The 12,813-nt window shown below is 70.9% G+C and carries 6 protein-coding genes; 4 read left to right on the forward strand and 2 right to left on the reverse strand.

Annotated elements, in window-relative coordinates; translation table 11 throughout:
• Window positions 1-100: 100 nt before the first annotated feature.
• Together AC5LSR_RS07125 and AC5LSR_RS07130 are read right to left on the reverse strand one after the other, a co-directional pair.
• On the reverse strand, window positions 101-2,605 hold the full coding sequence (locus AC5LSR_RS07125) for an ATP-dependent Clp protease ATP-binding subunit (RefSeq protein ID WP_250284109.1): 2,505 nt from the start codon (window positions 2,603-2,605) through the stop codon (window positions 101-103).
• Window positions 2,606-3,260: 655 nt separating this feature from the next.
• Window positions 3,261-4,340, reverse strand: a complete 1,080-nt coding sequence (locus AC5LSR_RS07130; protein WP_250284107.1) for a ferric iron reductase — start codon at window positions 4,338-4,340, stop codon at window positions 3,261-3,263.
• Window positions 4,341-4,744: 404 nt separating this feature from the next.
• On the opposite strand from AC5LSR_RS07130, the gene AC5LSR_RS07135 reads away from it, so the two are divergent.
• From AC5LSR_RS07135 to AC5LSR_RS07150, 4 genes are all read left to right on the forward strand, one after another.
• Complete coding sequence (locus AC5LSR_RS07135; RefSeq protein ID WP_250284105.1) at window positions 4,745-6,817, forward strand: pyridoxal phosphate-dependent decarboxylase family protein; 2,073 nt, start codon at window positions 4,745-4,747, stop codon at window positions 6,815-6,817.
• 130 nt (window positions 6,818-6,947) lie between these two features.
• Window positions 6,948-8,435 (forward strand): ethanolamine ammonia-lyase subunit EutB, encoded by a 1,488-nt coding sequence (gene eutB, locus AC5LSR_RS07140; RefSeq protein WP_250284104.1) that lies wholly within the window; start codon window positions 6,948-6,950, stop codon window positions 8,433-8,435.
• Between the two features lie 1,024 nt (window positions 8,436-9,459).
• Window positions 9,460-10,752 carry a glycosyltransferase gene (locus tag AC5LSR_RS07145; protein ID WP_250284102.1) on the forward strand — a complete coding sequence of 431 codons (1,293 nt, stop codon included), beginning with the start codon at window positions 9,460-9,462 and terminating at the stop codon, window positions 10,750-10,752.
• On the forward strand, window positions 10,749-12,719 hold the full coding sequence (locus AC5LSR_RS07150) for a galactose oxidase-like domain-containing protein (RefSeq protein WP_250284100.1): 1,971 nt from the start codon (window positions 10,749-10,751) through the stop codon (window positions 12,717-12,719). Before AC5LSR_RS07145 ends, AC5LSR_RS07150 begins: the two co-directional genes overlap by 4 nt.
• Window positions 12,720-12,813 lie beyond the last annotated feature (94 nt).

A 12,813-nucleotide genomic window follows, 5' to 3' on the forward strand; every position in this document is an offset into this window, starting at 1 on the left:
CGCCGTGGCGGAGGCCAACCGCTTCGCCACGGCGAAGGGGCGGCCCCGCCGCAGCGGAACCGCCCCTTCGTGGTGGACCTGTCGCCCTGCCCGCTCGCTCCTACTCGCTGGACTTGGCCAGATCGATCGGAGGGGCGTCGGGGACCTGGGTGGGCTTCGGTTCGCCGCGGAAGACGAACTTCGCCGCCTCGCCCTCGCCCTCGACGTCGCCGACCACGATCTCGCCGGGCTTGAGCGTCCCGTACAGGATCTTCTCGGACAGGACGTCCTCGATCTCCCGCTGGATCGTCCGGCGCAGCGGCCGGGCGCCGAGCACCGGGTCGTAGCCCTTCTTGGCCAGCAGCGCCTTCGCCGCCGGGGTGAGCTCGAGCGCCATGTCCTTGTTCTTCAACTGGACGTCCACTCGGGCCAGCATGAGGTCGACGATCTGGATGATCTCGGCCTCGGACAGCTGGTGGAAGACGATGATGTCGTCGATCCGGTTGAGGAACTCGGGCCGGAAGTGCTGCTTGAGCTCGTCCTGGACCTTCGCCTTCATCCGCTCGTAGTCGATGGCGCCCGCGCCGGTCGCGAACCCGATGCCCGGGCCCTTGGAGATGTCCCGGGTGCCCAGGTTCGAGGTCATGATCAGGACGGTGTTCTTGAAGTCGACCAGCCGGCCCTGCGAGTCGGTCAGCCGGCCGTCCTCCAGGATCTGCAGGAGGGTGTTGAACACGTCCGGGTGCGCCTTCTCGACCTCGTCGAACAGCACGACCGAGAACGGCTTGCGCCGGACCCGCTCGGTGAGCTGGCCGCCCTCCTCGTAGCCGACGTAGCCGGGCGGGGAGCCCACCAGCCGGGAGACGGTGTGCTTCTCCATGTACTCGGACATGTCGAGCTGGATCAGCGCGTCCTCGTCGCCGAAGAGGAACTCCGCCAGCGTCTTGGACAGCTCGGTCTTACCGACACCGGACGGGCCGGCGAAGATGAACGAACCGCCGGGACGCTTCGGGTCCTTCAGGCCCGCCCGGGTACGCCGGATCGCCTGGGAGACAGCCTTGATCGCCTGCTGCTGGCCGATGACACGGCGGTGCAGCTCGTCCTCCATGCGCAGGAGGCGGGCGGTCTCCTCCTCGGTGAGCTTGAACACCGGGATGCCCGTCCAGATCGCCAGGACCTCGGCGATCTCCTCGTCCCCGACCTCGGCGACGACGTCCATGTCGCCGGCCTTCCACTCCTTCTCCCGCTTGGCCTTCTCCGCCAGCAGGGTCTTCTCCCGGTCGCGCAGGGACGCGGCCTTCTCGAAGTCCTGCGCGTCGATCGCGGACTCCTTGTCCCGGCGGACGTTTGCGATGCGCTCGTCGAACTCGCGCAGGTCCGGCGGAGCGGTCATCCGGCGGATGCGCATCCGCGAGCCGGCCTCGTCGATGAGGTCGATCGCCTTGTCCGGCAGGAACCGGTCGGAGATGTAGCGGTCGGCCAGGGACGCTGCCGCGACCAGTGCGGCGTCGGTGATCGACACGCGGTGGTGCGCCTCGTAGCGGTCCCGCAGGCCCTTGAGGATCTCGATGGTGTGCGCCACCGACGGCTCCGCGACCTGGATCGGCTGGAACCGCCGCTCGAGCGCGGCGTCCTTCTCCAGGTGCTTGCGGTACTCGTCGAGGGTGGTGGCACCGATCGTCTGCAGCTCGCCGCGGGCCAGCATCGGCTTGAGGATGGACGCGGCGTCGATCGCGCCCTCGGCGGCACCCGCGCCGACGAGCGTGTGCAGCTCGTCGATGAACAGGATGATGTCGCCGCGGGTGCGGATCTCCTTGAGGACCTTCTTCAGCCGCTCCTCGAAGTCACCGCGGTAGCGGGACCCGGCGACCAGCGCGCCGAGGTCGAGCGTGTACAGCTGCTTGTCCTTGAGCGTCTCGGGCACCTCGCCCTTGACGATCGCCTGGGCCAGCCCCTCGACCACGGCGGTCTTGCCGACGCCGGGCTCCCCGATCAGGACCGGGTTGTTCTTGGTCCGGCGCGACAGCACCTGCATGACGCGCTCGATCTCCTTCTCGCGCCCGATCACCGGGTCGAGCTTGGACTCGCGCGCGGCCGCGGTGAGGTTGCGGCCGAACTGGTCGAGCACGAGCGAGGTGGACGGAGTGCCCTCCGACGGGGCGCCCGCCGTCGCCGGGTCGCCCTTGCCCTGGTAGCCGGACAGCAGCTGGATGACCTGCTGGCGGACCCGGTTGAGGTCGGCGCCGAGCTTGACCAGCACCTGGGCGGCGACGCCTTCGCCCTCACGGATCAGCCCGAGCAGGATGTGTTCGGTGCCGATGTAGTTGTGGCCGAGCTGGAGGGCCTCCCGCAGGGACAGCTCCAGCACCTTCTTGGCGCGCGGAGTAAACGGGATGTGCCCGCTCGGGGCCTGCTGCCCCTGCCCGATGATCTCCTCGACCTGTGACCGGACACCCTCGAGGGAGATGCCCAGGGACTCCAGCGCCTTGGCGGCCACACCCTCGCCCTCGTGGATCAGCCCGAGCAGGATGTGTTCGGTCCCGATGTAGTTGTGGTTGAGCATCCTGGCTTCTTCCTGTGCCAGGACGACGACCCGACGTGCCCGGTCGGTGAATCTCTCGAACATGTGCGCTCCTTCGAGCGGTGCGACCGACCACACGGCAGCCGGTATCCGCATGCTAGCTCCGCCGAGGCATGACCTCACGCATCGAACGGAAACCTACCCGCCGGCCCCGCCCTCTTCGTCGTGGACGGCGGACCGATCTGGGCGACCGGTCCACCAGCGAAGACGCCTGAAACAACGGTGGCGGACCAGGGGGGATTCCGTCCTGCTGTTCCGCCGAGAGCAGAACGAAATCTCGCGGTCACCGGGGGAGGCCTCCACCCGGCAGGGGTGAGTGGGCAGTCCCCGGCCAGCGTCGGCCAGCGTCGGCCAGCGTCAGCGGGTGGCGGCGGGTGGCGGGCGGCGGCGGGTGGCCAGGAGGCGCTCCGCCCCACCGTCCTGGTCACCGGCTCGGAGCGGCCGCGAAAAGCAGCCGCTATAGCGCTCCGGCGTCCAGCTGCCGCGCAGGGAATGGAATATTACTCAGGGTAATCATAGAATCGGTAAGCTATATCATGTGATGCGTGTCGCGCAGTCACTGTCTTCCGACGGAATGGCAAGGGTGCGCTGGGTGTGCCGGGCGGTCAAAGGCCGAATGATCATGCTGTCGCCGTGACCGGCGGGGCCTTTCGGTCACTATATAGTTACCCGTGGCATCAAACTGTGGGCCCGCCGGCGTTTATCCGACTGCCAGTCCGCCATCGCCCTGCGTGTCTATCCACTCGCGCAGGCGCGCCTCGCGTTCCGAATCGGGTGTGAACGGGCACGTGGTGCAGTACTGCGAGCTCATCCGGTGGGCGAGGCAGCACGAACCCCGACGCATCGCCGTCTGCCGGCGTCCGCGGTGGACGAACTCGAACCACGCGGGGCGGGCCCGCATCGGCGGGCTGGCGAGGGCGAAGAAGGCGTCGGCCTCCACCCGCCCGACGTCCGGATCCCGGGTCACCCGTTCGGTCAGCAGGAACGTCCGGCCGCACTGCGCGGCCACCATGCCCCACAACGCGGACGGGCCCAGGCGCGCCCGCGCCCGCAGGGCCAGGACCAGCGGCTCGAAGTGCCCGACCAGGGCGGCCGCCAGCCGTTGCCGCAGGGCGTCCCGGTCGCCGGCCACGTCGATTGCCGCACCGATTGCCGGGCGGGCCGGCGGGCCGGTTGTCGGGCTGGTTGTCGGGCCGTTCGCCCCGCTCACCCCGCTCGCCCCGACGGCCCGCCGGCCGGCCAGCGGGCCGGGCCGGTGATCGCCCGTCGCCGGCAGGGCGGCCGCGGGCAGGGCCGGGTCGTCCGCGAGCACGGTCACACGGCCGGAATGAAAAGCCGTGACGTCGAACCACCCGCCGGGCGCGGCGTGCAGGGACATGCCAGCCGCGCACACGTCCGGCACCCGGCTGTGCAGCATGTACGCGGCGATGGCGAACCCGGCCACGCCACCGGCGTAGGCGCTGAGGAAATGGGTGGCCGCGACCTCCCGGCTGTACCCGTACACGTCGGACATCGCCCGCAGTTCCCGGTCGAGCGCGCCGTCGGCCAGCAGGTCGGCGCAGCACAGCCACCCGGTGGCGTCACGGCCCGGACGGCCGATGCGTCCCGACTGCCCGTCGAGCACCCTGGCGGCGGCTTCCAGCGTTTCCGCCAGCGGCGGACGGGCCTGTGCCGGCACGGTCCACGACGGCTGGCGCCCCGGTATCCGCCACAGGTGCTCCTCGGCCAGCGGCCACGGGTACTTCTCGGCCGGCGGAGCGTGCCGGTGGCAGGTCCTCACCGGGAGTGTCCGGTGAGCGTCGGCGTGCTGGGTGCGCCGTGCCGGTACGGCAGGCCCGGGATGCCGGGCTTTATAATGATCATAATGTGGGCGGGTGGAACCGGTTCCGGCGACGGGTGGGCGGTGGGCGGGTGCGGGGTGGATGCCACGGCTTCCCGACCGGGCCGGCCGGCCGGCGCCGCACAGGCCCGCCGATGGTTGCCGGGAACATCGCCAGGGACCAGGCCAGGGACCAGGCCGGCGACACGGCCGTTCATGGGGTGGCCGCTGGTGCTGGCACGGCCGGGGATCGCGTCGGGGACGGGGAGCGCGGTGGGTTTCGCCGGTCCGTCGTTGGAATGGCGCATGTTCTTAAGTAAGCCTAAGTTCATGCTGGACGTCAACTCGCCAGTCACAACAGTGGGATGTGTCGCTCCGGCGCAGTTGCGCCACGGCCACGGCCACGGGCTCGGGCTCGGGCTCGCGGAGCGCGCGCGGCGCACTGGGGCCGGTCACCCGGCCGGGACGGTCGGGACGGCACCGTGACCATCCCGCCCGGGGACGGCCGTTCGTCCGCCGCGCCTGCTGACGCCGGACACGCCACCCCGGCCGATGGCGCGTTGGGCCGCGCTGTGCCGGCTGGTGGCGCGTTGGGCCGCGCTGTGCCGGCCGGCGCCGACCAGGCGGATGCCTGGTTGGCCGATGCCGGGCTGGCAGGTGGGGCCGGTGGAGTCGACCGGCTGCGGTCGCTGGTGGCCATCGCGCTGGACGGGCTCGCGGCCGGGACGACGGCTCGCGGCGGCCCTCTGCCGCCCGGCGGGCCGGCGGATGTGACCGGCTGGGTCCACGACGCGCTGACGGGCCGAGCCGGCCCCGGTCATGCTTCGGGCGCACCCGGGGCCCGGGCGCGTCCCGTCCCGTCCCGCTGGACGCTTCCCGCCGAGGGGATCGGCGCGTCCGCCGCCCTGTCCGGGCTCGCCCGCATGCTCGCGCGGGGGGCGGTCGATCCGGCCGATCCGGCCTGCGCGGCCCACCTGCACTGCCCGCCGCTCGCCGTCGCCGTCGCCGCCGACCTGGTGGTCTCGGCGCTGAACCCGTCCCTGGACTCGTGGGACCAGGCGCCCGCGGCCACCGCGCTGGAGACCGAGGTCGTCGCCACGCTCGCCGGGCTGGTCGGGTTCGATCCCGCCGTGGCCACCGGCGCGATCACCACCGGCGGCACGGCGTCCAACCTCACCGCGCTGATGCTGGCCCGCGACACCCTCCGCGCCTCGGGCCCGGCTCCATCAGCCCCGGCTCCATCAGCCCCGGCTCCATCAGGCTCTGCTCCGCCGGGCACGGCCTCATCTCCGCCGGGCACGGCCCCATCGGGCCCTCTTCCGCCGGCCCCGGCTCCCTCGGGCCCGGTTCCGCCGGGCGCGTCCGTGGGGGGCACCGGCGCGCTGGGGCAGCCGGCCGTGCGGGTGTTCTGCTCGTCCGCGGCACACTTCTCGATCGGACGGGCCGCCGCGGTGCTCGGCCTGGAGCCGGACGCGGTGGTACCGGTCGTGACCGACGGTGCGCACCGGCTCGACCCGTCCGCCCTGGACACCGCGGTCTCGCGTGCCCGGCACGACGCCGGCCGCGTCGGCCGGCGGCTCGCCCCGGTGGTCGTCGCGACCGCCGGCACGACCGACGTGGGCGCGATCGACCCGCTGCGGGCGGTGGCCGAGGTGGCCCGCGCGCACGGCGCCTGGCTGCACGTGGACGCGGCCTACGGCGGCGGGGCGCTGCTGTCGGACCGGCTCGCCCCGCTGCTCGACGGGATCGCCGAGGCGGACTCGGTCGCCCTCGACCTGCACAAACTGGGCTGGCAGCCGATAGCGGCCGGGGTCCTGCTCACCCGGGACGCGAGCGGCTGGGCGGCGCTGGCGGACGAGGTCGCCTACCTCAACGCGGCCGACGACACGCTGGCCGGCTATCCGAGCCTGCTCGGGCGCTCGCTGCGCACCAGCCGGCGCGCCGACGCCTTCAAGATCGCCGTGACGCTCCAGGCGCTGGGACGCCACGGGCTCGGCCGGCTGGTGGACGCCTGCCATGACCTGGCCCGCCACGCCGCCGCGCGGATCAGCGCCCATCCGCGCCTGGAGCTGGCCGCGCCGGTGACCCTCAGCACGGTCGTCTTCCGCTATCTGCCAGCCGCCGCCGCCCGCCGTCCGCCAGCCGCCACCGACCGTCCGCCAGCCGCCGCCGCCGATGGCTATCTGCCAGTAGCTGCCACCGGTGGCGGCCCCGCCGCCGGCCCCGCCGCCGGTAGCGTCGACGTCGACGGGATCAACGCCCGGTTGCGGCGACGGCTGCTGGACTCCGGCCGGGCCGTCGTGGGACGCACAGAGCTCGGGCCGGACCGCTCGGTCCACCTCAAGCTGACCCTGCTGAACCCGGCTGCCACGGCGAGTGACGTCGATGCTCTGCTGAGTGCCGTGATCGAGGCCGGTGACGCCGAAGATCGGGGCTGATGTCACGGGCCGTCAGCGCTTCGGCGTATGGCTGTCGTCGTCGGCCGTCAGCGGCCGTGCGATGCTCCCGGAGCCGGGAGTGGTGGCCGCAACCCGGGGCCGGCATAAACCGGCATAGAGAGGATGGGCCGTGGGTTTCCATTCGGTCGTGCATGGTGAGCGGTACGTGTTCGCGGATCTGGCGGAACTGTTCGCCAAGGCGGGTGAGGAGAAGGCCGGCGACCGGATGGCGGGCCTCGCGGCGTACTCGCCGGCCGAACGGCTGGCGGCCAGGCAGGCGCTCGCCGACGTCCGGCTGTCGGAGATCGTCGCGACACCGCTGATCGACGACGCCGTCACCGACCTGATCGTCGGTGTCCACGACGCGGAGTGCTTCGGCGCACTGTCCTGCCTGACCGTCGGGGAGTTCCGCGATCTGGTGCTGCGGCCGGACTTTCCCGTGCGGTGGCATTCCGGCCTGGCCGGCGGGATAACGCCAGAGGTGGCCGCGGCGGTCACCAAAATCATGAGTGACCGGGAGCTGGTCATCGCCGCGAAACCGCTGCGGACGGTCACCCGCTGCCGGAACACCATGGGTGAGACAGGCGTGTTCGGAGTACACGTCCGCCTGAACCATCCGCTGGACGACCTTGAGGGCATCCTGCTGCCGGCACTGGACGGCCTGATGTCCGGCCGCGGCGACGCCGTGCTCGAGGTGGACACGTCCATGGAGTCGGCCGCCCGGCTGGAGCGGGCCCTGCGTGGGCTCGGCTCGCTCGTCAGGCAGCTCGAGGTGCCGACCCAGACCTGCGTTCTCGGGCGGCTCGTCACCCAGCTCGCCGCGATGGAGGCGGGCGCGCCCCTCGACCTGCTGTTCAGCCGGCTCGGGGGGACGGAAAGCGCGAACCGGGCCTTCGGGGTGGAGCTGGACCTGCTGGAGGCCGGCCGGCGGGCCGTTCTCGAACATCATCGGGACCGGGCCGGTGACTTCGTCGGCGACCAGGTGATGTACTTCGCGGTCGGGCAGGGCAGCGCGTTCCCGGTGGAGGCGCATCACGGCCTGGACCAGCTCACGATTTCCGCGCGGGCGTACGGGGTCGCCCGTGCCTTCGATCCTTTTCTGGTGAACTCCGTGGTCGGGTTCGGTGGTGTGGACCATCTGTCCGATCCTCGACAGGTCATCCGGGCCGGGCTGGAGGATCATTTCGTCGGCAAGCTGCTGGGCCTGCCGATGGGCTGCGACGTCTTCTGCGCCGGCCGGGCCGACGACGGCCGGAACACCGGTGACGATCTGCTGATGCTGCTGGCCGCCGCCGGCTGCAACCATGCGGCGGGCGTGCCTCCCGGCCGTCCCGTGCCCAGGCAGGCGACCGGGTCCGGCCAGGCGGCCGGCCGGGGGACGACAGGCGTCGACGACGCGATCGGGGTACGGGACCTCTTCGGGCTGCGCCCGGCTCCGGAGTTCGCCGCCTGGCTGGCCGACCGTGGCCTGTCCAGCGGGCAGGGCCTGCCCGAGCCGGCCGGCTCGCCGCGCCGCGCCGGCCGGCTCGGCGCGCCGCCGGAGCGCTGGCTCGTCGATCCGGTCAAGCCGATGGCGGCGTTCCTCGAGGACGGCCTGGACTGGGCAAGACTGTCGTAAATCCGTCCTGCCGCCGTGCGTGCCGCCACATGTCACCGCATGCCGCCGTGCATGTCGTTGTGCATGCCGCCGTGCATGTCGTGGTGCATTCGTGGTGCGTGGTGCCCGTCTTCCCACGGGTGTTCCGGAGTGGCCTGCCCGGTAGACGTCCGGAACGGGCATGGCGAACGTCTGTGCGGAGCCCGATGGCGCCTGTTGTGGCACGGTTCATAGCTTGTAATCGGTGCGTGATTACGGAAACAAGACTGATTACTGTTGGTAGTTTCCGCACGTCGAGCAATAACCGAGAGTAGTTTCGCTGGTTTTTACAGCACGTTCGCCGCTGCTGGATGCCGTCCGGCACGCACGTGTCACACCGATGGCCGTCCAGGTCTCGATCGTCTCCTGATACGTTCGCTGCACACCGATCACGATTTGCGTCACCGGAGTGGATCCGGGGGGTTGTATTCCTAGTTCGTTTCGCCGTCGTCGTGCCGTGACCGGACCAACGGGCTGAAGTTCCGCGGGCCTGGCCCACCGTGTTCCGGGCCACGGTGGTCGGCATGCTTTTCACGTGGGCCGGGCCCGCGTAACCAGTTTTCTTCCGTACCGGCGCGCACGGCGGATTCTCCCGGCCGGCGGAAGGCCCGGACCCGGAAGAGCAATAACAACACACGTCATTTTCGGTTCTCCGTCGCTCCGGGTGTCCCGGGCTTTGCCGAGCCGCCTGGACCGCCCGGAGCCGCCGAGCCGCCCGGACCAGCCGGACCGGCCTTTCCGGAGACCCGGGTGGGACCCCGGGCGCGAAAAAGAGCACGATCGCACGTTCCTCGGCCGCCCGGGCTCCGGTCGGCCGCCGAGCGGGCGGAAAAGTACGACCGCGCACTCCGCGGCCGACCGGACGGCATACGCCGGGAAACGGCATATGCCGGGAAGCGGCCGCGCCAACATTTCATACGCCGTACCGGGAAACCGGTCGCGGCAACTCGTGTACGCGGTGGCCGGCCGCGGTGGCCGGCCACCGCGAACCAGGGGAGATCAGCGGATGAGTGTGCCTGACGAGCGTGTCTTCGATGCCCACCTGGCAGACCTGGCAGACCTGGTGCCACGGCCGCGAGCTTCCTCGGCGGTGCTTTCGGCCACGCCCACCACATCCTTTCCCGGTTACCGGCCGGACGAACGGGTGGTCGTCTCGGTCGTGGTGCCCACCAGGAACGAGGCGGCGAACGTCGAGCCGCTGCTGCGCCGCCTCGACGCCGCGCTGGCCGGGCTGCCCAGCGAGGTCATCTTCGTGGACGACTCGGACGACAACACGCCTGAGATCGCCATGGGGCTGCGTCGTTCCGTCCGGATGCGGGTCCGGGTCCATCACCGGCCCGCGCCCCACCGGGCGGGTGGCCTCGGGGGAGCCGTCACCGAGGGCATCCGGTTGTGCCATGCCGACTACGCCGTCGTTCTCGACGGCGACCTCCAGCATCCGCCCGAGGTCGTTCCCGAGCTGCTTGCCGCGGCTGTCAGCGGCGATGTCGACGTGGTCATCGGCAGCCGGTACGTCAACGGGGGAAGTGCCTCGGGGCTTGCCAACGGAGCGCGCCGGCTGGTGTCCTCCGGCGCGAACCTGCTGTCCCGGCTCGTCTTCCCGCTGCGGCTGCGTGGTGTCTCGGACGTGATGAGCGGTTTCTTCCTCGTCCGGGTCGCCGCGCTGGACCTCGACCGGCTCCGCCCGGACGGCTACAAGATCCTGCTCGAGCTGCTGGTGCGCACCGGCCGGCTGCGTGTCGTCGAGGTCGGCTACGTCTTCGGTGAACGGCACGCCGGCGAGTCGAACGCGTCGGTGTCGGAGGGTGTCCGGTTCGCCCGGCGGCTGTTCTCGCTGCGGGTGCCGAGGGCGGCGAGATTCGCTCTCGTAGGCGCCTCCGGAACCCTGCCGAACATTGCCGGGACCGCCCTTCTGCACCACGCCGGAATGCATTACATGGCGGCCGCCGTGCTCGCCACGCAGCTTGCCATCCTCTGGAATTTCATCGGCTGCGACCTGCTGGTCTGGGAAGGCGGGAACCGGTCCAGGGCCCGTCGGTACGTGCCTTTCGCGGTGCTGAACAACCTGGACCTCGTCATCCGGCTGCCACTGCTCGGGCTGTTCGTCGACCGGTGGCACACAAGCGTTCCGGCAGCCACGTTCGCGACACTGGCGGTCGCTGTCTCCGTTCGTTACGTGCTGGTCGACAGGATCATCTACAGCGAGCGCCAGCGGCCGGCCCGCAGGCATTCCCGAGATGGCCGCCACGCGGCCGCCGGCGCGACGGGAACTGGCGCGATGGGGGAGGCCGAGGCGTGACCGGGCCCGGAAAACGGCGGCGGACCGGCCGGCGTCGCGTGCTCGCCGCGCTGCTCGCCACGGCCGCCGTCCAACTGGTCGCCGTCGTCGTCATAGCCCCGGAACCGGCGAAGGCCGTCACCTGCGCGCCCGAGGAATGGGCCGGCGACTATTTCGCCAACCCGGCGCTGACGGGGCCGCCGGCCGACTCACGGTGCGACGGCACCATCAGGTTCGACTGGGGGGAGACCGGTCCGGGGACCGGTGGCATCGGCGGTACGGGATATTCCGTCCGGTGGACCAGAAACGCGCTGTTCGCGGCCGGGAACTATACGTTCACGGCCACGGCCGACGACGGAATCCGGGTCTATCTCGACGACGCCCCCGTCATCGACGAATGGCGGGACCAGGGGGCGAGCACCTTCACAGCGACCAGGCCCGTCGCCGCCGGAACGCACAAGGTGACCGTCGAGTACTACCAGGGTGTCGGCGGCGGGCTGGTGCGTGCCGGCTACAGCGGGGGCGGAGATCCCGGGCCGGTACCTCCGCCGCCACCGGGTGGCTGCACGGGTGGCTGCCAGGGCTCCTGGCAGGTCCTGCCCTACCAGTCGCCGGTGCGCTCGGTGCACGCCACCGTGCTGCGCACCGGGAACGTGCTGCTCGTCGCCGGCTCCGGCAACGACGGGGCCGCGGCGACGAACAACCAGTTCGTCTCGAAGGTGTGGAACCCGACGACCGGTGAGTTCGTCGACGTGCCCACCCAGGAGGACATTTTCTGCGCCGGGCACACCCAGCTCCCCGACGGACGGATTCTGCTCGCGGGCGGGACCCTGGAGTACCCGACGCCGACCAGTAACTACAAGGGCCTGGCCATCAGCTACATCTTCGACCCGATGACGAACACCTATACGAAGATCGACGACATGCCGGGCGGCGGGCACTGGTACCCGTCCCTGGTGAACCTCGGCGACGGTTCGGTGTTCGCGACCGGCGGGCTCAACGAGAACGGCTCCGGAAACGTCGCCGTCGAGATGTTCGACTCCCGGAAGGGCCAGTGGAAGCCCTTCAACGAGGTACCGCAGACATACTTCTACTGGGGCCTCTACCCGAACATGGTGCTGATGGCGGACGGCCGGCTCTTCTACGCCGGGACGCACACCTTCGGCAACGCGCTGCCGAACACCTCGGGATCGGAGATCTACGACATCGCCACCGGGACGATCACAGATGTCCCGGGCCTGCGGGACATCGACTTCCGGGACCAGGGCGCGACGGTGCTGCTGCCGCCGGCCCAGGCCCAGAAGGTGGCCGACTTCGGCGGCGGGAACACCTACAGCGACCTCGGCCCGACCAGTCACACGGACGTCATCGACCTGCGCCAGCAGGACCCGCAGTGGACGGCCGGGCCGGACCTGCCGGCGGCCAAGATGTATGTCAGCGCCGTCATCCTGCCCGACGGAAAGGTGTTCGAGACCGGCGGGGCGAAACACAACTATTCCGAGTACGCCGTGCACGAGGCGTCGATGTACGATCCGGTCACCAACACGCTCACGCCGATGCCGGCCGACCCGCTGGCACGGATGTACCACTCGGAGTCCTTCCTCCTGCCGGACGGCCGGGTGGCGTCGATCGGGAACAACCCGGCGACCGGGGCATTCGACCTGGGTATCTCGGTCTACTCCCCCTGGTACATGTCGAGGCCGCGGCCGGCCATCACCGCCGCCGCCGAGCAGTTCGACCTCGGGTCGACGCAGAACCTGGCCGTGAGCGGGAACATCGGCCGGGTCACGCTGATCCGCCCGGCGTCGGTGACCCACCAGTCGGACCCGAACCAGCGCAGCGTCGACCTGCCGATAACCGGCACCGGGCCGAACATCAGCGTGACGGTCCCGAGTAATCCGAACATCATTCCTGCCGGTTACTACATGATGTTCGCCCAGGATATGAACGGAGTACCATCCGTGGCGAAGTGGGTGCATGTCGGATGACCCGACGGAAAATCCTTCTCAGCGCGGCGACGGTGTTTCTCACGGTGGGCCTGCTCGTCGCCGGCCTGTGGGCGGCCGGTGTTCTCGGCCAGCC

It is taken from the genome of Protofrankia sp. CiP1_Cm_nod4, from assembly GCF_982290645.1.

Coding starts and splice junctions, on each gene's coding strand:
- AC5LSR_RS07125 (WP_250284109.1), bottom strand. CDS start 2,605: ATGTTCGAGAGATTCACCGACCGGGCACGTCGGGTCGTCGTCCTGGCA.
- AC5LSR_RS07135 (WP_250284105.1), top strand. CDS start 4,745: ATGTGTCGCTCCGGCGCAGTTGCGCCACGGCCACGGCCACGGGCTCGG.
- AC5LSR_RS07145 (WP_250284102.1), top strand. CDS start 9,460: ATGAGTGTGCCTGACGAGCGTGTCTTCGATGCCCACCTGGCAGACCTG.